The sequence below is a fragment of the Ralstonia mannitolilytica genome, from assembly GCF_905397375.1.
In the GTDB taxonomy this organism is placed as follows: domain Bacteria; phylum Pseudomonadota; class Gammaproteobacteria; order Burkholderiales; family Burkholderiaceae; genus Ralstonia; species Ralstonia mannitolilytica.
This window is the reverse complement of record NZ_CAJPVG010000005.1, coordinates 85,643-104,385: the sequence shown is the minus strand read 5'-3', so window position 1 is coordinate 104,385 and position 18,743 is coordinate 85,643. Positions and strand designations below refer to the sequence as shown.

At 67.5% G+C, this 18,743-nt stretch carries 16 protein-coding genes; all 16 read right to left on the bottom strand.

All coding sequences use genetic code 11. The features are described from left to right. Positions 1-3: 3 nt before the first annotated feature. Positions 4-582, bottom strand: coding sequence for a D-glycero-beta-D-manno-heptose 1,7-bisphosphate 7-phosphatase (gene gmhB, locus KHN96_RS12075; protein ID WP_045785840.1), 579 nt, complete (start codon positions 580-582; stop codon positions 4-6). A gap of 19 nt (positions 583-601) precedes the next feature. Beyond that, positions 602-2,695, bottom strand: coding sequence for a glycine--tRNA ligase subunit beta (gene glyS, locus KHN96_RS12070; RefSeq protein WP_062739051.1), 2,094 nt, complete (start codon positions 2,693-2,695; stop codon positions 602-604). A 72-nt stretch (positions 2,696-2,767) separates the two neighbouring features. Then, entirely contained in the window at positions 2,768-3,427 is a 660-nt protein-coding gene (locus KHN96_RS12065) for a hypothetical protein (protein ID WP_045785842.1), read from the bottom strand. Continuing rightward, positions 3,424-4,404, bottom strand: a complete 981-nt coding sequence (glyQ, locus tag KHN96_RS12060) for a glycine--tRNA ligase subunit alpha (protein WP_045785843.1) — start codon at positions 4,402-4,404, stop codon at positions 3,424-3,426. The genes KHN96_RS12065 and glyQ overlap by 4 nt, the downstream gene beginning before the upstream one ends. A gap of 165 nt (positions 4,405-4,569) precedes the next feature. After that, positions 4,570-6,090, bottom strand: coding sequence for an apolipoprotein N-acyltransferase (gene lnt / locus KHN96_RS12055; protein WP_062739048.1), 1,521 nt, complete (start codon positions 6,088-6,090; stop codon positions 4,570-4,572). A gap of 68 nt (positions 6,091-6,158) precedes the next feature. Continuing rightward, positions 6,159-7,052, bottom strand: a complete 894-nt coding sequence (locus KHN96_RS12050; protein WP_045785845.1) for a CorC family transporter — start codon at positions 7,050-7,052, stop codon at positions 6,159-6,161. A gap of 132 nt (positions 7,053-7,184) precedes the next feature. Next, positions 7,185-8,282 carry a hypothetical protein gene (locus KHN96_RS12045; protein ID WP_244855871.1) on the bottom strand — a complete coding sequence of 366 codons (1,098 nt, stop codon included), beginning with the start codon at positions 8,280-8,282 and terminating at the stop codon, positions 7,185-7,187. Between the two features lie 355 nt (positions 8,283-8,637). Further along, complete coding sequence (gene ybeY / locus KHN96_RS12040; RefSeq protein WP_115043826.1) at positions 8,638-9,444, bottom strand: rRNA maturation RNase YbeY; 807 nt, start codon at positions 9,442-9,444, stop codon at positions 8,638-8,640. Positions 9,445-9,450: 6 nt separating this feature from the next. After that, on the bottom strand, positions 9,451-10,443 hold the full coding sequence (locus KHN96_RS12035) for a PhoH family protein (RefSeq protein WP_045785849.1): 993 nt from the start codon (positions 10,441-10,443) through the stop codon (positions 9,451-9,453). Positions 10,444-10,464: 21 nt separating this feature from the next. After that, positions 10,465-11,823, bottom strand: a complete 1,359-nt coding sequence (miaB, locus tag KHN96_RS12030; RefSeq protein WP_062739045.1) for a tRNA (N6-isopentenyl adenosine(37)-C2)-methylthiotransferase MiaB — start codon at positions 11,821-11,823, stop codon at positions 10,465-10,467. Between the two features lie 56 nt (positions 11,824-11,879). Then, positions 11,880-12,290, bottom strand: coding sequence for a hypothetical protein (locus tag KHN96_RS12025; protein WP_045785851.1), 411 nt, complete (start codon positions 12,288-12,290; stop codon positions 11,880-11,882). Between the two features lie 90 nt (positions 12,291-12,380). Beyond that, a complete protein-coding gene (locus tag KHN96_RS12020; protein ID WP_045785852.1) occupies positions 12,381-13,379 on the bottom strand; it encodes an NAD(P)/FAD-dependent oxidoreductase in 999 nt (332 codons plus the stop codon). 155 nt (positions 13,380-13,534) lie between these two features. Next, the gene (locus KHN96_RS12015; RefSeq protein ID WP_062739044.1) at positions 13,535-14,461 is read right to left on the bottom strand and encodes an OmpW/AlkL family protein; all 927 of its coding nucleotides are present in this window, start codon (positions 14,459-14,461) and stop codon (positions 13,535-13,537) included. A gap of 200 nt (positions 14,462-14,661) precedes the next feature. After that, positions 14,662-15,552: a DUF1571 domain-containing protein gene (locus KHN96_RS12010; RefSeq protein WP_045785854.1), complete on the bottom strand. Its 891-nt coding sequence runs from the start codon at positions 15,550-15,552 to the stop codon at positions 14,662-14,664. Between the two features lie 29 nt (positions 15,553-15,581). Next, positions 15,582-17,324 carry an AMP-binding protein gene (locus KHN96_RS12005; RefSeq protein WP_062739043.1) on the bottom strand — a complete coding sequence of 581 codons (1,743 nt, stop codon included), beginning with the start codon at positions 17,322-17,324 and terminating at the stop codon, positions 15,582-15,584. Between the two features lie 85 nt (positions 17,325-17,409). Next, positions 17,410-18,741, bottom strand: a complete 1,332-nt coding sequence (locus tag KHN96_RS12000; RefSeq protein ID WP_045785856.1) for an acetyl-CoA C-acetyltransferase — start codon at positions 18,739-18,741, stop codon at positions 17,410-17,412. Between the last annotated feature and the right edge of the window lie 2 nt (positions 18,742-18,743).

Here is an 18,743-nt window from a genome sequence, read left to right as displayed (position 1 = left end):
GGTTCAGGGTGCCCGTGACGGCGTGCCGTGCGGTGCGGGCGAAAGCAGCGCGCGCGCGAACGCGCGCAGGTCCTGGTGAATCTGGGTGCCGGGCGGCAGGTTGCCGGCATCGCGCGTCTTGGCGCCCTTGCCGGTCAGCACGAGATGCGGCACGGCGCCAACCTCCACGCCGGCCTGCAGGTCGCGCAGCGAATCGCCGACCACGGGCACGCCCGACAGGTCCACGTCGAAGCGCCGGGCAATCTCGCGCAGCATGCCGGCCTTGGGCTTGCGGCATTCGCACGCGTCCGCGGCGGTGTGCGGGCAGAAGAAGACCGCATCGACGCGCCCGCCGAACGTGGCGAGCGCCTTGTACATCTTCTCGTGCATCGCGTTGAGTGCGGCGGCCTCGAACAGCCCGCGCCCGATGCCTGACTGGTTGGTCGCCACCACGACCTGGTAGCCGGCCTGGTTCAGTTCGGCAATGGCTTCCAGGCTGCCGTCGATGGCGATCCACTCGTCGGGCGACTTGATGAACTGATCGCTGTCGAGGTTGATGACGCCGTCGCGGTCGAGGATCACCAGCTTGGGGACATGCGGCATGGCAGGCTCCGGACGAGGCTCAGGCGGCCAGCTTGGAGATGTCCGCCACGCGGTTCATCAGGCCGTGCAGCTGGCCCAGCAGCGCGAGACGGTTGTTGCGCAGCGCGGTGTCGTCGGCCATCACCATCACACCGTCGAAGAAGGTGTCGACCGCTTCGCGCAGGCCGGCCAACGTCTTCAGGGCGGTGGTGAAATCGCCGCGCGCAAAGGCATTGTCCACTTGCGGCTCGGACGAGGCGACTGCATCGTGCAGGGCGCGCTCGGCGTCTTCCTTGAGCAGCTGCGGCTGCACCGCCCCGATGGCCGCGTCGGTCTTCTTCAGGATGTTCGTGATCCGCTTGTTGGCGGCAGCCAGCGATTCGGCCTGCGGCAGGGCGGCAAACGCACGCACGGCTTCGAGGCGCGCGACGATGTCATCGAGGCGTTGCGGGCGCTGGCTGACCACGGCTTCCACCTCGTTGGTGCTGTACCCCTTGTCCTTCAGATAGCCGCGCAGGCGGTCGTACAGGAAGTCCGTGATGGCGGCCAGGTCCGGCTTGACGGCCGCGATGCCGTCGAAGCTCGCGGCAGCCGTCTGCAACGCGTCGTCGATGGTCAGCGTCAGCGGCTTCTCGATCAGCATGCGCAGGATGCCGAGCGCGTGGCGGCGCAGCGCGAACGGGTCTTTCTCGCCCGTCGGTTGCAGGCCGATGCCCCAGATGCCGACCAGCGTTTCGAGCTTGTCGGCCAGCGCGACCACGGTGCCGGTGGCGGAGCTGGGCAGCGCGTCGCCAGCAAAGCGCGGCTGGTAGTGCTCCGAGCAGGCCAGCGCCACGTCGTCGGGTTCGCCGTCGTGGCGGGCGTAGTAGGTGCCCATCGTGCCCTGCAGCTCGGGGAACTCGCCGACCATGTCGGTCAGCAGGTCGGCCTTGGCCAGCAGCGCAGCTCGCGAGGCGTGCGCGACATCGGCGCCCAGCTTTTCTGCGAGTTGACCGGCGATCGCCTGCAGGCGCGAGACACGCTCCAGCTGCGTGCCGATCTTGTTGTGATAGACCACGCGCGAGAGCAGCGGCACGCGGTCGGCCAGCGGCTTCTTCTTGTCCTGCTCGAAGAAGAAGCGGGCGTCGGCCAGGCGCGGGCGCACCACGCGCTCGTTGCCTTCGATGATGGCTTCGGGCGTGCTCGTGGCCAGGTTCGAGACGATCAGGAAGCGGTTGCGCAGGTTGCCTTGGGCGTCCGTCAGCGCGAAGTACTTCTGGTTCGTCTGCATGGTCAGGATCAGGCATTCCTGCGGCACGGCGAGGAACGCTTCCTCGAAGTGGCACGGGTAGACCACGGGCCATTCGACCAGCGCGTTGACTTCATCCAGCAGCGCTTCGGGCATCACCACCGTATCGTTGCCGGCCGTCCTGAGCAGCTCGGCGCGAATGGCTTCGCGGCGCTTGGCGTAGCTCGCGATGACCTTGCCCTGTGCTTCGAGCGTGCTCGCGTAGGACGCAGCGTCCTTGATGACGATTTCACCGGCCGACAGGAAGCGGTGGCCCAGCGTCACGTTGCCCGATTGCAGGCCGAGCACGCTCGCGGGAATGATCTCGCTATCGAGCAGGGCGACGAGCTTGTGTGCCGGACGCACGAACTGGACGTTCTCGCCGTTCGGGCGCTGGTACGTCATCACCTTCGGGATCGGCAGGCTGGCGATGGTCTGAGACAGCGCGGTCTGCAGCCCATCGGCCAGCACGGCGCCGCGCGCGGTGTAGCGGTAGAACAGCGACTCCGCCTTGCCGTCCGGCGCGCGCTCGAGCGACTCGGGAGCGATCGTCTCCACACCGACCGTCTTGGCCAGTGCAGCCAGCTTCTTGATGAGCGGCGCGGCGGGTTTGCCCTCGGCGTCGAAGGCGATCGTCACGGGCAGCACCTTCTCGCGCAGTTCGCGATCGGGCGCCGCACGGCGCACACCGGTGATCGATGCCGCCAGGCGGCGCGGCGTGGCAAAGCCTTCCACGGCAGCGCCTTCTTCAAGCAGGCCTTGCGCCGACAGACCATCAAACAGGCCGCGCGCAAACGCGTCGCCCAGACGGGCCAGCGCCTTGGGCGGCAGTTCTTCGGTCAGCAGTTCGATCAGGAGGGTGGACATAGCGTTGAAAATCGGTGACGTCGTTGTTCTGCGCCGCTCACGTTCCATGGGCGGCAATTACGTAATGGGGGCTCAGCAAGGCGATCCGGGCACGGGTTCCACGGCGGAAAGCAGCCACACGCCGTTCTGCTGCTGGAACTGCAACTGCGTGCCCGCGCACTGGCCCGGCGGGGGCGGCGGCGCGATCGGCGCGGGGTTGGTCCCGGGCGTGGCGGCGTCGCGGCGCAGGAAGCGGGCGGAAAGCGTGCCGCGGCGGGCGTCGTAGCGCACTTCCTGCAGCGTGCCCGATACGTTGAACTCCAGCCGGCTCGGCAGTTGTCCCAACGAGCGGAAGACGCGCGCGCGGCGCTGTGCCTTTGCACCGGAGCCTTGCCATTCCACCCAGGTGAACGGGAAGCGCAGGGCCGTCGCATACGTGCGCAGCGGCACGCGGTGCCAGCCCAGATCGCGCGCGCCGGACAGGTCGCACGCCATGGTGCGCGCGAGGCTCGTCCATTGGTCGAGCGAGGGCGGCGGCGGCGTCCATGCCGTGCTCAGCGCCTGTTGCAGCGGTTTGGAATCGGCCACGCACAGCTGCGTGAGGCTGCTGGGCACGACAAAGATCTTCTCGGCCGATGTTGGCTTGGAAGTGCGGTGCCGCGCGGCCTGTGCCACGCCTGTCGGCAGCGCCAGCGCAGCAACGGCCGCGGCCGTCAGCAGCGCCAATCCACGCCGTGCACGGACGGCGGTCATGCGGCCTCCGCGGTCTTGGCACCGGCCGCGGCCGTGCCGCACATCGGAAAGCCCAGGCGCTCGCGCGAGTCGTAATAGGCCTGCGCGACCAGACGCGACAGGTTGCGGATGCGGCCGATGTAAGCCGCGCGCTCCGTCACCGAGATGGCGCCCCGTGCATCCAGCAGGTTGAACGTGTGGCCGGCCTTGAGCACCTGCTCGTAGGCGGGCAGGGCGAGCTGCACGACCGGTGCGCCGTCGTCCGCCGCACCTTCCTCGCGCACGCCCATCAGGCGCTTGGCCTCGGCTTCATGCTCGGCAAAGCGGCGGAACAGCACGGCGGTGTCGGCCTGCTCGAAGTTGTAGGTCGATTGCTCGACTTCGTTCTGGTGGTAGACGTCGCCGTAGGTCAGGCGGCGCTTGACGGGGCCGTTGGGGCCCGGCTCTTCCCATTCCGTCCAGACAAGGTCGTAGACGTTCTCGACCTGCTGGATGTACATCGCCAGGCGCTCGATGCCGTACGTGATTTCGCCCGTGACGGGCTTGCAGTCGAGGCCGCCCACCTGCTGGAAGTACGTGAACTGCGTGACCTCCATGCCGTTGAGCCAGACTTCCCAGCCCAGACCCCACGCGCCGAGCGTCGGGTTCTCCCAGTCGTCTTCGACGAAGCGGACGTCGTTCTGCTTCAGGTCCAGGCCCAGCGCTTCCAGCGAGCCCAGGTACAGGTCGAGGATGTTCTCGGGTGCCGGCTTGAGCACCACCTGGTACTGGTAGTAGTGCTGCAGGCGGTTCGGGTTCTCGCCGTAGCGACCGTCCTTGGGGCGGCGCGACGGTTGCACGTAGGCCGCACGCCAGGGTTCCGGGCCGATGGCGCGCAGGAAGGTGTGGACGTGCGAGGTGCCGGCGCCGACTTCGAGGTCAATCGGTTGCAGCAGGGCGCAGCCCTGGGCGTCCCAGTACGACTGCAGCTTGAGAATGAGTTGCTGGAAAGTAAGCATGGTGGTCCCGAAGGTCCGTCGAGGCAGCACAGTGCTGCGCGGCGGTGGAATGCAGCGGCGGGCACCGCGCGTTTTGCTGCGGTGCCCGCCGTAAAACGTTGAATTTTAGCGTTTTTTGTCGGCCGTCCCGGAAAGTGGCTGCAAAGCCCTCCGGGCCGTCGTCGATCAGTGCGCTGCCGCCCGCCGACGGCGCGCCAGCACAACCAGCAGCACCAGCAGGCTCACGCCCAGCGCAGGCGTGTTGCCGGCGCGTACAAACGGCGTCAGGCCTTGCATGCCCTGCACATCGGCCTGCAGCGTACCCAGCGTGAAGGCGGGCAGGCGCGCCTGCACGGTGCCGTCCGGACGGATCACGGCGGTGGCGCCGGTGTTGGTCGCGCGCAGCATCGGGCGGCCGGTTTCCAGGGCTCGCATGCGGGAGATCTGCAGGTGCTGGTCCAGCGCGATCGTGTCGCCAAACCATGCCAGGTTCGTCACATTGGCGAGCATCGTGGCGGGGTGGTCCGCGTGCCGCAGCGACGCAGCGATCTCTTCGCCAAACAGATCCTCGTAGCAGATGTTGGGCGCGACGCGCTGGCTCGCGACCGTCATGGGCGGCTGCACGCGCTGGCCGCGGCGGAAGTCGCCCAGCGGCATGTTCATCATGTTGACGAACCAGTGGAAGCCGAAGGGGATGAACTCGCCGAACGGCACGAGGTGGTGCTTGTTGTAGCGGTACACGCCATGGAAGTCGGGGCCGATGCCGAACACGCTGTTGGTGTAATCGACGCGCGAATCCTCGCTGGCGGCGCCGAACAGGATGCTGGAGCCGGTCGTGTCCGCATACGTGCGCAGGGCCAGCGCAATCTCCTGCGGCATCTCCTGGATCATGATCGGGAACGCCGTCTCGGGCGTGACCACCAGTTGCGCGGGCTTTTCGGTGACGAGCTTGGTGTACAGCGCCAGCGAGCGCTCGATGCCGGTCTGCTGGAACTTCACGTCCTGCGGCACGTTGCCCTGCAGGAGGCGCACGGAGATCGGCCTGCCCACCGGTTGCGTCCACGCAATGCCGTGCAGCGGCCAGCCGGCGACCAGCACGATCGCGGCCGCGATGCCGGCCAGCCAGGGCAGGCGGCGCTCGGCGGCCACGCACAGCAGGCCCGCCAGCGCCGCGGCGATGAGCACGATGCCGTACACGCCCACCAGCGGTGCGTAGCCGGCCAGCGGGCCATCGGTATGCGCGTAGCCGCCGTTGATCCACGGAAAGCCCGTCCACACGGTGCCGCGCAGCCATTCCGTCACCGCCCACGCCGCCCCGAACGTGAGCGCCGATGCGGCACCCGCCCACTGGCCGCCGCGTCGACCTCGGGTGAGCCATTGCCAGGCCCACGCCGCCAGGGCGGGATGCAGCGCCAGGTACCCGGAGAACAGCAGCACCGCCAGCGCGGCCATCCACGCCGGCATGTCGCCGTAGACGTGCATGCTGATGTAGAGCCACCAGATGCCAGACAGGAACCAGCCCAGCCCGAAGGCATAGCCGACCCACGCGGCATCACGCAGACGCGGTGCGCGCTCGGCCAGCGCCGCCAGCCCCGCGAGCGACAGGATCTGCAGCCACCACCAATGGTTCGGCGCGAACGACAGCGTGTGCATGACGCCGAGCAGCGCCGCCAGCGGCATGGCCAGACGCAAGCGTGCAAGCGGCACGACCGGGGTGTCCTGCCGGCGGGACGAATCGGCGGCAGGCGAAGAGAACAGAGCGGGCACGGAAAGGATCAGGCGGGGTTGGAACCGGAAGACGCGGCCGCAGCGCTGCCGCCGGCCGGCGAGGCGACGCGGCGCACGAGCAGGACCTGCACCTGGCGCGCATCGGCGCGCAGCACGTCGAACTGCAGCGAGCCCATGACGATCTTCTCGCCGCGGTGCGGCACGCGGCCCAGGTGATTGGACAGCAGCCCGCCGATCGTATCGACGTCCTCGTCGGAGAACTGCGTGCCGAACGCCTCGTTGAACTGGCTGATCTCGGTCAGGCCGCGCACGCGCATGTGGCCGTCGGCGGTGGGCAGGATGTTGTCTTCTTCCTGGTCGAAGTCGTACTCGTCTTCGATATCGCCGACGATCTGCTCGAGCACGTCTTCGATGGTGATGAGGCCGGCCACGCCGCCGTATTCATCGACGACGATGGCAATGTGGTTGCGGTTGACGCGGAAGTCACGCAGCAGGACGTTCAGCCGCTTGGACTCCGGGATGAACACGGCCGGGCGCAGCATGTCGCGCACGTCGAAGCCTTCGTCCGTATAGAAGCGCAGCAGATCCTTGGCCAGCAGGATGCCGATGATGTTGTCCCGGCTGCCCTCGTACACCGGAAAGCGCGAATGCGCGGCTTCCTGCACGAAGGGAATGAACTCGGACGGCGCGTCGGCGATGTTGATCGCGTCCATCTGGGCGCGCGGGATCATGATGTCTCGCGCACACAGGTCGGAGACCTGAAACACGCCTTCGATCATCGACAGGGAGTCGGCGTCGATGAGATTGCGCGCGTGGGCGTCTTGGAGGATTTCGAGAAGCTCGGCCCGCGATTCGGGCTCGGGCGAGATGAGGTCGGTCAGGCGTTCCAGCAGCGAGCGAGGTTTGTCGGCTGGCTTCGGACTGGGATACGGATCATTCATGGCGCGGTCGCGCGTCGTTAAACATCGGGCCAGCATACACCAAAAGACCTCGCGCCCAGATGACAGCCGGTGGCAGCCGGCTCTATGGAAGTGCGTGGATTTTCACTTCCGGAGGCCGGCCCGAGTGCGGTGCTAATCGTCGCCCCGATGATGGCCGCCGTCGTGGTCGCCGCCTTTGCGACCGCCTTGTCCGGTGTCGTCACTATGGCGGCTGCGGTCATGGTCGCCATCGCCAGCCCGGTCATGATGACCGCCATGGTCGTGGCCTTGGCCGTCGTGGTCGCCGTCGCCGCCATGGTCGTGGTCGCCACTGTGGCGGCCATGGTCACCGTCCCCACCGTGGTCTCCTCCGTGTGGGCCGCCGCTGCCGCCATGGTGACCGTGCTCGCCGTCGTGGCCATGATCGTGATCGTGGCCATGGTGATGGCCGCCATGATGATGCCCGCCGTGGCAGCTTCCGCACGGGGATGGAACCGGTGCCGGGGTCGGCGTCGGCGTCGGTGTTGGTGTTGGTGTTGGTGTTGGTGTCGGAGTCGGAGTCGGAGTCGGAGTCGGAGTCGGCGTCGGAGTCGGCGTCGGCGTCGGCGTCGGCGTCGGCGTCGGCGTCGGCGTCGGCGTCGCACCGGGGCCGGGTGCTGGCGTCGGGCCGGGGCTCGGCGATGTGCCGGGTGCGGGAGCGGGCGTCGGGCTGGGCTTGCCTGGTGCGTTGTTGTCGTTGGGCGGCGGGCTGGTGTTGTTGCTTGTCGGTGCGGTAGCCGGTGCGGCGGCCACCGGGTGCGAGTTGCCGTGATACCGGCCGAGCGTGCTCGCGCCGCCGTAGGCTGTCCAGCGTCCGGCGAGCTCCTTGTCGAGGCCCGCCAGCCAGTGGTCGCCCGTGACGCCCACCCCCATCAGCGCCTTGCTGCTCGCAAAGTCATAGCCGCCGCCGATGAGTGCCTGCACGCTCGTGCTGCCGACGACGGCCTGCACGCGCGGCCGGATCGTCCCTTGCGCAACCATCAGGTTGATTTCCGCACCGACCACATTGTTGCTGTCCGATACGTTCACCGTGCGGCAGCCCACCACGGCGCCCGGATGCCACGCACCGTCGAATACGACGACGATGCCTGCGTAGCATGACTGCCGGTGATCGGCGCGTGCCGTTCCGGGCGTGACGGCTAGCGCGGTGCCGACACCCACGCCGACGAGCAGCGTGGTCCACGGAATGCTGTCCATGAAGCGTTGACGCATGATGACCTCCCCGCTGGGCCGTGCCGGTCTGTGCGCGGGTTGGCCCGATGGCGCTCGTTCGCGCCGATGGATTCAGCACGCTCGAGTGGCGGCTTATGCGTCGAGGATAGGAATCGACGTCGCGCGAGCCCATGGGCCGTACGGACACGGCGCACGTGTCGAATGACCGATGCCAAAAGCCGTACGCATGCGCGGTTTGACGGGCGCGCCCATGCGCCAAATGGCGGAGGACCGGCCGCCAACCGGTGTCAGGGCTGGACGCGCGGCAAACCGGGAGACGATTCAGGACTGAAACATCCGGGCCCGCAAAGCAAAACGCCGGCATGGAGCCGGCGTTGCAGGGGGGCGATGCGCTTCAGCGATCGGCGTACGGATCGGCAAAACCGAGTTCGCCGAGGATCTGCGTTTCGATGCCTTCCATCTCTTCGGCATCGGCGGGGTCTTCGTGGTCGTACCCTTGCGCGTGGAGCGCGCCGTGCACGATCAGGTGCGCGTAGTGGGCAAGCACCGGCTTGCCCTGCTCCTTCGCCTCGTTCACGACCACCGGGTGGCACAGCACGATATCGGCCGAGACCGGGTCATCCTCGTTCTCTGCGTAGGAGAAAGTCAGCACATTGGTGGCGTAGTCCTTGCCGCGGTACGTGCGATTGAGCGTGCGGCCCTCCTCCTCGCCGACGAAGCGCACGTTGAGCTGCGCATCGGCAAACAGCGCCGGCGCGATCCACGCCTCGATGTCCTGCTCCTTGGGCAGCGCCTTGCGGGCGGCGGCCTTCAGTTCATCGCCGTGCTGCACGGTCAGGTCGAGCGTGAGCATCTCTGCGCCGCCGAATGCCTCGTCGATGTCTTCGGCTTCAGCGGGCTGCGTCGCATCGGCTTCGACGCTTTCGATCTGCAGCGTGATGCTGTCGTGGTGCTCGGGGCGCAGCGACAGCATGGCATGCGTGTTGGCATCGGAGTGCTCGGCGACGAGCGTGATGGCGCCGTCGGCCGTGTCCGGCAGGCTCACGATCAGGCTGCGGCCGTCGGCGAACGCGATGCGCAGGGCGCTGGCGTCCACGGTCTTCGGCTTGCCCTTGGCGTCGAATACGTCGACGCGCGGGCCGGTGGCTTGAGGTTGGATCTTCTTGCTTTTGGTCTTGGTGTTCGCTTTGGCCACGTTCAGGCGTCCTTATGCATCTTTATGCTGGGCATGGAATTCGTCATAGGCCTCGACGATGCGGGCCACCAGCGGGTGGCGCACGACGTCGATGCTGGAAAAGCGGGTCATTGCCACGCCGCGCACGTCGCGCAGCACATGCTGCGCTTCCACCAGGCCGCTCTTCTGTCCGCGCGGCAGGTCGATCTGCGTGGTGTCGCCGGTGATGACGGCCTTGGAGCCGAAGCCGATCCGCGTGAGGAACATCTTCATCTGCTCAGGCGTGGTGTTCTGCGCTTCGTCGAGGATGATGAATGCGTGATTGAGCGTGCGGCCGCGCATGTAGGCGAGCGGCGCGATCTCGATCATCTGCCGCTCGAACATCTTCTGCGTCTTGTCGAAGCCGAGCAGGTCGTACAGCGCGTCGTACAGCGGACGCAGGTACGGGTCCACCTTCTGGGCGAGGTCGCCGGGCAGGAAACCCAGCCGCTCGCCGGCTTCCACGGCTGGGCGCGTCAGCACGATGCGCTTGATGGCGTCGCGCTCGAGAGCATCCACCGCGCAGGCAACGGCCAGGTAGGTCTTGCCCGTGCCCGCCGGGCCGATGCCGAACGACAGGTCGTGCGAGAGGATGTGGCGCAGGTACTGGCGCTGCATCGGCGTGCGGCCGTGCAGGTCGGTGCGGCGCGTATGCAGCACCGGCGAGAGGTCGTTGCCGTCCGACGTTTCGAGGTGGGACGCCGGCAGGTGTGCGCCGTGTGCGGCCACCTGGCGCGTCTCGACCAGGCCAAGCTGGATGTCATCCACCGACAGCGGCTCGCGCGCGGCGTTGTAGAACGTTTCCAGGGCATTCGCTGCGCCTTGCGCGTTGGCGCCGCGCACGGTGAACTTGCTGCCGCGCCGGTTGATCGTCACGTCCAGCGCCTGCTCGATCTGCCGCAGGTTCTCATCGAGCGGCCCGCACAGGTTCTGCAGGCGCGCGTTGTCGTTCTTGGGCGCGGTGAATTCAGCGAGGGTCGGTTTCATCAAATCGGTCTGTGTCGATGATCAGTTGACCGCGTCCGCCACCACTTCGCCGCGCAGCGAGTGCGGATACGCATGGACGATGCGCACGTCCAGCATCTGGCCGACGAGCTGGTCGCGGCGCGCCTGCGGCAGATCGGGCAGGGCGAAGTTGACCACGCGGTTGTTCTCGGTGCGGCCGTGCAGTTCGGTCGGGTCCTTGCGCGACGGGCCTTCCACGAGAATCCGCTGCACGCTGCCGACCATGCCCTCGCTGATGCGGACCATGTTGGCGTCGATGGTCGATTGCAGCAGCTTCAGGCGCTCGAGCTTTACCGCGTGCGGCGTGTCGTCCTGCAGGTTGGCCGCCGGCGTGCCGGGGCGCGGGCTGTAGATGAAGCTGAACGAGTTGTCGTACCCGATCTCGTGAATCAGGTCCATCGTCTTGGCGAAGTCCGCATCGGTCTCGCCCGGGAAGCCGACGATGAAGTCCGTGGCGATGGAGATGTTCGGCCGGATCGCGCGCAGCTTGCGGATGATGCTCTTGTATTCGAGGACCGTGTAGCCGCGCTTCATCGCCATCAGGATGCGGTCGGAGCCGTGCTGCACGGGCAGGTGCAGGTGGTCGACCAGCTTGCGGTTGGTCGCGTACGCCTCGATCAGGCGCGAGGTGAATTCCTTCGGATGGCTCGTCGTGTAGCGGATGCGCTCGATCCCGGGAATCTCGGCCACGTATTCGAGCAGCAGCGCGAAATCGGCCCGCTCGTTCGTGTCGCCCATCTTGCCGATGTAGGCGTTGACGTTCTGGCCCAGCAGCGTGACTTCGCGCACGCCCTGTTCGGCCAGGCCGGCCACCTCGGCGAGCACGTCGTCGAACGGGCGGGAGACCTCCTCGCCGCGCGTGTACGGCACCACGCAATAGCTGCAGTATTTCGAGCAGCCTTCCATGATCGACACGAACGCGGTGGCGCCTTCCACGCGCGCCGGCGGCAGGTGGTCGAACTTTTCGATCTCGGGGAACGACACGTCGACCTGCGAGCGGCCCGTGCGGCGGCGCGCGGCGATCAACTCCGGCAGGCGGTGCAGCGTCTGCGGGCCGAAGACGACGTCCACGTAAGGCGCGCGCGCCACGATGGACGCTCCTTCCTGGCTCGCGACGCAGCCGCCCACGCCCACCACGAGGTCCGGCTTGAGCGCCTTGAGCGCTTTCACGCGACCGAGTTCGGAAAACACCTTTTCCTGCGCCTTTTCGCGCACGGAGCACGTGTTGAAGAGAATCACGTCCGCATCTTCGGGCGTGTCGGTGGGGACGAGGCCTTCAGCCGCATTGAGCACGTCGGACATCTTGTCCGAGTCGTACTCGTTCATCTGGCAGCCGTAGGTTTTGATGAAGACTTTTTTCATGTGCCGTTCACAGTGGTTGACCTGGGGGCACGTATTTCGTGGGGTTGCGGACTGCGCTATTGCGACGGGCTCTGGGCCTGCGCGGCCACCGCGGCCTTGTAATCCTCGTCGCTGACCACCCAGGCGGTCAGCAGCTGCTGATACAGGTCGAGCTGGTAGCGCACCTTGAACGTCTGGCCGACCACCGAACCCGGCGGCAGCAGGCGCCCGTCCAGCGACAGGATCCGCACACCCGGAGCGAAGCGGATATCGGCGCTGCTGCTGCCGAAACCGAGCAGCAGGATGCGGACCAGGCCGGTGCTGCCGGTGCTCAGCGTGCCGGTGTTGGCCGAATTGACGGTCAACTGGGCCGCCGGCGCCGTCGCCGGGATATTGCGCAGCACCTGCGCACGGGCGGACAGCGAAACCGTTGCCGCTGCAGCGGCGGCGGCAAAGGCTAGGGCGAGGACTTGGCGTCGGGTGCGCATGGCGTCGTCAGGGGAAAGCCACCGCCGGGTGAGCGACCCGGCACACGAAACACGAGACAACCCGACATTGTAACGCCGGCAGGTAGGTTCCTATCGCGCCCCGGCAATCTGTGCGGCCAGCGCGACACCGCTGAGGAAGGCGGCCTCCACGCGCGGCCCTTCGCACCAGTCGCCGCAGGCGCCCAGGCGGGTGGCGGCGTCCCAGTGGCACGGCACGCCGGCGGGCTGCTCCACGAGCGCGTGCGGCCACAGGTGCGCGGCCATCACGTCCGGCTCCGGCATGCCGGGGAAGACCTCGGCAAAGCGGGCATGCATGGCGTGCAGCGCCTGCTCCGGGGTGTCGTGCGCGTGCGCGGCAGACCAGCCCGGCGACGCATGCACGACCCACGATTCGTCGACCATCACGCGGCCCGGCTTGGTATTGTCGCGGGCGGCCCAGGCGAGCATGTCATCGTCGATGCGGATGCCGTCGTAGGGCACGCTCAGCGGTTGGGCGAAGCCCATCATCAGCGCCCAGCACGGGGCGTAGCCGACCGGGGCGATGGTCTCCTGCAACGAGGCCGGCGTTGCGCCATGGAACAGCGCCGGCAGCTCGGGCGCCGGCAGGGCGAGGGCGACGATGTCGGCGTGGACGGCTTCCGCGCCGTGGCGCTCGAGAGTCCAGCGGCGGCCGTCGTGGGCCACGCGCGTGACGGCATGGCCGAATCGCACGTCGAGCGGCGTGGCGAGGCTGCGCACCAGCGCGCCCATGCCGGGCAGGCCGACGTAGCGGGCTTCGTCGCGCGTGTCGGGCTGCAGCGCGTCTGCGGTGCGATGGCCCCAGCGTGCCGGCCAGGGCATCACCGAGCCCTGCCGGCGGGCCGCGTCCACTGCGCGGCGGAAGGCCTCGCTGCGTACGTTGAACGACTGCGCGCCGTGGTCGAACGCATAGGCGGGCGCCCCCTCGGGCAGCACCGTGGTGGCCAGCCGGCCGCCCACGCCGCCGGCACGCTCGTAGACCGTGGCGGCGATGCCCTCCGCGGCGAGCGCATTGGCACAGGCAACACCGGCAATGCCGGCTCCGACGATGGCGATGGAAGGCTGGGTCATGGGCGGGGCAGGAAAGGTGGGACGGCTGGCCAGAAGGGCGGCAGCAAACTCCCGCCATCATATCGGGTCGCGCCGCAACGAAAAACGCCACCCGGAGGTGGCGTTTGCCGTGGATCAATGGCCCGGCCAGCACGGCCGGCCGGCCGGTCGGCCACTTAGAACTTGTAACCGATCGCCAGCCCGAAGACGATCGGGTCGACCTTGATGTCGGTCTTGTTGACGGCCAGCACCTGGCCCTGCTGGCTGCGGATCGTGATCGTCGAGGTCGTCTTCAGCGGCAGGTACGACACGGTGCCGATGGCAGTCCAGTTCTTGGCGAATTCATACGACACGCCCACGTTGGCCACCGGCGTCCAGGAGCTCGACGTTTCCGCTGTCACCTTGGCCGGCCCGGTCGGGACCTGGCCCATGCCGAGCTGCAGGACCTGCCCGAGGTTCTGCAGCGCATTCACGAAGTTCGAGTTCAGGCGCAGGTTGGTGAAGAAGTTGTAGCTCACGCCGGCACCGAGGAACGGGCGGAACTTGCTCTCCTTGGTGCCGAAGTAGTACTGCGCGACGATGGCCGGGCTCCACTCGCGCACGGTCGCGACGGGGTTGTTCTGCGGCAGGCCCAGGTTGATGAGTGTGAGCGGACCGACGACGGGCACCGGCGCGATCACGTTGCCGCTGCCGTAGAGGTTGAATTTCGGCGGTACGCCGCCCACGAACGTGCCGGCGAGGTTGTCGGTAAAGAAGTGCGTGAACGTGAGCGACAGCGTGTTGGCGTTGCTGACTTTCACGTCAGTTCCCGGCGACTGGTACGTGCCCAGGCCCAGCGCGCTGGTGGTGGTCGTCAGCGGCGTGGCGGAGTCCATCGGGCGGATGTAGAACCAGCCCATCGCCATCACGTTGCGGCCCCAGACGTAGTCGTCCATGAACTTGCCGAACCCGCCGCCACCGCCGCCGGAGCCTTCGGCGCCCGTGCTGGCGCTTGCGGCGACATTGGCCTCGGCGGTGGATTGGGCATGGGCCAGGGAGCCAGCGAAGGTGCTGGCGGCAGCGCAGGCAAGCGCTGCGGCAAAGCGGCGGGCAGTGCGGTTCATGTGGTTGTCTCTCTGGATGGGATTGTTATTTCGCCGGGTGGGGCGATTTGTGTTTTCGCAGCATAACGCAGCGTTTTCGCCGGATTGACCGAAGCTTTCCTCTAGCTGGTACGCACGCAACAAGGGGTTTCCCCTAGTCTCGTTTCATACCGTCCGCCGGCCGGCGGTGCCTTGGTGCACAACGGTCCGCGGGCGGTGCACTAAAACTTGTATTCCGGGTTTTTGGGGTTGAAGGTCTGGTCGCTCCACGTCTTGCGCGTCACGCTTTCGATGACGATTTTCTCGAGCTGGTTGCCCGATTCGTCCCACGATTCTTCTATGCGAACCCATGGGTTCCGGAGGTCGAAATACAGGCTCACGCGCTTGGCGTAGAACGCCGGCGGCCCGCCGGGCGCATCCCAGGTCAGCCGCAGCATGCGCTCGCCGTTTTCGGTGACGACCCGGGCGTCGTTGAACTTGCCGGTGCCGCCGGCCGCGACATGCGCGCGTCCGTCGCGCTCGACGGAATCGACGATGAACTGCAGGCCCAGCTCCCGCGCCGTGTGGTTGGACTGCGATTTCGCCAGCGCGCCATCCAGCGCACTCCAGATGGCCGCAAAGCCGAAGACGCCGCCCAGGTGGCCGTACATCTCGTCCTTGCGCACAGTCTCGTCGTAGAGGATTTCCTGGCCGGCATGCGCGCCGCCCTTGAGCCAGCGCGCATACACCTGGCGCGGCGCGTTGCGGTAGCGCACCAGCATGAGGGAGGGCTGGCTTTGCCACTGTTCTTTCACGCGCTCCTGGCGGCGCATGCGGTATTCGTACTCGGGCAGCTTGGCGACTTCGGCGCGCAGCCAGCGCACCAGCGTCTCGGGCTTCATGGCCTGGGCCATGGCGAGGATGTCCTCGTCGGACCAGTTGGCGAAGGCATTGGCGTGGACCTGGCTGCCGAGCCATGCCGTCTGCCTGGCGACGTCCATGGCGGCAAAGCTGCCGATGGCGGCGGACGGCGTTGCGGTGCCGGCGGCTGGGGCAGAGGCCTCCGGCGTCTGCGGCTGGGCCGCCGCGCTCCAGGCCAGTGCGGCCACCAGGACGAGGGTGCGCAGCTGCATGCGGGTCTCCCGTGCGATGGTCGTTGTACTCATTGCTGTGCCTGCGCGGCCCGGGCGCGCTGGATGTCGGGGTCGGCATCGCGCAGTTCGCGGCGCAGGATCTTTCCGACGGTCGATTTGGGCAGTTCTTCGTGGCGGAACTCGACGATGCGCGGCATCTTGTAGCCGGTCAGATGCGCACGACAGTGTTCGAGCAGCGCGGCTTCCGTGAGCGCGCCGGTGCGTGGCACGACGATGATCTTCACGCGTTCGCCCGCCACCGGGTCCGGCACGCCGATGGCGGCCACCTCGAGCACCCCGGGATGGAGCGCCACCACGTCCTCGATTTCGTTCGGGTACACGTTGAAGCCCGAGACGAGGATCATGTCCTTCTTGCGGTCGATCAGCCGGATGTAGCCGTTGGCGTCCATCACGCCGATGTCGCCGGTGGAGAACCACCCGTCGGCGTCGATCACCTTCGCGGTCTCGTCCGGGCGCTGCCAGTAGCCGCGCATGACCTGCGGGCCGCGCACCTGCAGCTCGCCGGGTTCACCGATCGGTGCGATGGTGCCGTCGTCGCGCTTGAAGCGCACTTCCGTGGACGGTGCCGGCAGGCCGATCGTGCCGCTGAACTCGGTGATGTCCGGCGGGTTCATCGACACGACCGGCGAGCATTCCGTCAGCCCATATCCTTCGACGATGGTGTGGCCGGTGACCTTCTTCCAGCGCTCTGCAATCGCGCGCTGCACGGCCATGCCGCCGCCGATGGTGATCTTCATGGCCGAGAAGTCGCGGTTGGCGAATTCCGGGTCTTCCAGCAGCGCGTTGAACAGCGTGTTGACGCCCGCGATGCCCGAGAAGCGTTCCTTGCGGAGGATGAACAGCACGCGCTTGGTATCGCGCGGATTGGCGATCAGGATGTTGCGCCCGCCCATGGTCATGAACATCAGCAGGTTCACCGTGAGCGAGAAGATGTGATACAGCGGCAGCAGCGTGACGTTGGTCTCCGCCTCATCCGAGAGCATGCCCTTGGACCACACTTCCGCCTGCAGCAGGTTCGCGATGATGTTGCGGTGGGTCAGCATCGCGCCCTTGGCCACGCCCGTGGTGCCACCGGTGTATTGCAGGAAGGCGATGTCTTGGGGTTCCAGCTGCACCGGCTGCAGCGTGCGCGAGCGTCCCGTGGCGAGCGCATCGCGCAGCCAGACGGGGGAGGGCAGCGTGTACGGCGGCACCTGCTTCTGCACGTGGCGCATCACAAAGTTCAGCGCGCGGCCCTTGAGGTTGAGCGCGCCGCCCATCAGGTCGCCAATGCCGGTGATGACGATGTTGCGCACCTGGGTGCCAGGCAAGGCCTGCTCCAGCGTGCGCGCGAAGTTCTCCAGCACGACGATGGTCTGCGCGCCGGAATCGCGCAACTGGTGCGCCAGTTCGGGCACCGTGTACAGCGGGTTCACGTTGACGACGATGGCGCCGGCCAGCAGCGTGCCGAACAGGCACACCGGGTACTGCAGGCTGTTGGGCAGCATGATTGCCACGCGGTCGCCCTTCTTCACGCCGCGTGACTGCAGCCATGCCGCGAAGTGCTTCGCCTGGCGTTCGCATTGGTCGTAGGTCATCTCCGTGCCGACACTCACGTAGGCGACGCGGGTGCGGTATTTCTCCACCGATTCGCGAAACACCTCGGCCAGGGAGTGGTAGCGGTCGGGGTCGATCTCGGCGGGCACGCCTTCGGGATACGACTTCAGCCAGATGCGGTCGGTCAGATTGCTGCGGTCGGCAACGGTGTTCATGGTGTCTCCGTCCATGAAACGCGGCATGGTTTTGTTATGTGCCGCGCGGGTTGGATGAGCGGGCCGTTCCCGTAGGCCCGTCGGTTCAATGCGACATGTTTTCGGGGCGCTCCAGGATGGCGACCACGCCCTGGCCGCCTGCCGCGCAGATCGACACCAGCCCCCGCCCGCTGCCGCGCTGCGCCAGCATCTTGGCGAGCGTGGCGACGATGCGCCCGCCCGTGGCGGCAAACGGGTGGCCGGTGCCGAGGGAGCTGCCGTTCACGTTCAGCCTGCTGCGGTCGATACTGCCGAGCGGGCTGCTGCGGCCGAGCTTTTCCCGGCAGTACTCGGGCGACTCCCACGCCGCGAGCGTGCACAGCACCTGCGCGGCAAAGGCCTCGTGGATCTCGTAGTAGTCGAAGTCCTGCAGCGTCAGGCCCGCGCGTTGCAGCATCCGCGAGACGGCATAGGCCGGCGCCATCAGCAGGCCTTCGTTCTGCTCGGGGGTGCCGCTGAAGAAGTCGACGGCGGCCGTGTCGGCGCAGGTCATGTAGGCGAGCACGGGCAGGTTGTGCGTGCGCGCCCATTCCTCGCTGGCGAGCAGCACGCACGATGCGCCGTCGGTCAGCGGGGTCGAGTTGCCTGCGGTCAGCGTGCCGGCCTCGCTGCGGTCGAACACCGGCTGCAACTTCGCCAGCTGTTCGATGGTGAGGTTGGTGCGCAGGTTGTTGTCGCGGTCGAGCCCGAGGTGGGCGGTCATCAGGTCGGTGAAGAAGCCGCGCTCGTAGGCGGCGCTCAGGTTCTGGTGGCTGCGCAGCGCGAGGGCGTCCTGGTCTTCGCGGCGGATGCCCCAGCGCTTGGCCATCAGTTCGCAGTGCTCGCCCATCGACAGGCCCGTGCGCGGCTCGCTGTTGCGCGGCAGCAGCGGGCGCACGAACATCGACGGCCGCAGCCCGGCAAGCGCCTTGATGCGTGCGCCGGTGGACTTGGCGCGATTGGCCTCCAGCAGCACCTTGCGCATCTTTTCGTTCAGGCCGATGGGCGCGTCGGACGTGGTATCCGTGCCGCCGGCAATGCCCACGTCGATCTGCCCCAGCGCAATCTTGTTGGCGATGAGGATGGCGGCTTCGAGGCCGGTGCCGCACGCCTGCTGCACGTCGTAGGCGGGCGTCTGCCTGGCCAGCGTGGTGGAGAGCACCGTCTCGCGCGCCAGGTTGAAGTCGCGTGCGTGCTTGATGACCGCGCCGGCCACCACTTCGTCAAGCCGCTGGCCATGCAGGTTGAAACGGTCGATCAGGCCCTGCATGGCGGCGGTCAGCATCTGCTGGTTCGATGCCGTGGCGTAGGCGGTGTTCGAGCGGGCGAACGGGATGCGGTTGCCGCCGAGGATGGCGACGCGGCGCACCTGCGCGCTGCCCTGCGCATTCACGAGCATGG

Bases quoted from the DNA above. Each gene is read 5' to 3' on its own strand.
- gmhB (WP_045785840.1), bottom strand. From the start codon at position 582: ATGCCGCATGTCCCCAAGCTGGTGATCCTCGACCGCGACGGCGTCATC.
- glyS (WP_062739051.1), bottom strand. From the start codon at position 2,695: ATGTCCACCCTCCTGATCGAACTGCTGACCGAAGAACTGCCGCCCAAG.
- KHN96_RS12065 (WP_045785842.1), bottom strand. From the start codon at position 3,427: ATGACCGCCGTCCGTGCACGGCGTGGATTGGCGCTGCTGACGGCCGCG.
- glyQ (WP_045785843.1), bottom strand. From the start codon at position 4,404: ATGCTTACTTTCCAGCAACTCATTCTCAAGCTGCAGTCGTACTGGGAC.
- KHN96_RS12050 (WP_045785845.1), bottom strand. From the start codon at position 7,052: ATGAATGATCCGTATCCCAGTCCGAAGCCAGCCGACAAACCTCGCTCG.
- KHN96_RS12045 (WP_244855871.1), bottom strand. From the start codon at position 8,282: ATGCGTCAACGCTTCATGGACAGCATTCCGTGGACCACGCTGCTCGTC.
- KHN96_RS12035 (WP_045785849.1), bottom strand. From the start codon at position 10,443: ATGAAACCGACCCTCGCTGAATTCACCGCGCCCAAGAACGACAACGCG.
- miaB (WP_062739045.1), bottom strand. From the start codon at position 11,823: ATGAAAAAAGTCTTCATCAAAACCTACGGCTGCCAGATGAACGAGTAC.
- KHN96_RS12025 (WP_045785851.1), bottom strand. From the start codon at position 12,290: ATGCGCACCCGACGCCAAGTCCTCGCCCTAGCCTTTGCCGCCGCCGCT.
- KHN96_RS12020 (WP_045785852.1), bottom strand. From the start codon at position 13,379: ATGACCCAGCCTTCCATCGCCATCGTCGGAGCCGGCATTGCCGGTGTT.
- KHN96_RS12015 (WP_062739044.1), bottom strand. From the start codon at position 14,461: ATGAACCGCACTGCCCGCCGCTTTGCCGCAGCGCTTGCCTGCGCTGCC.
- KHN96_RS12010 (WP_045785854.1), bottom strand. From the start codon at position 15,552: ATGCAGCTGCGCACCCTCGTCCTGGTGGCCGCACTGGCCTGGAGCGCG.
- KHN96_RS12005 (WP_062739043.1), bottom strand. From the start codon at position 17,324: ATGAACACCGTTGCCGACCGCAGCAATCTGACCGACCGCATCTGGCTG.
- KHN96_RS12000 (WP_045785856.1), bottom strand. From the start codon at position 18,741: ATGCTCGTGAATGCGCAGGGCAGCGCGCAGGTGCGCCGCGTCGCCATC.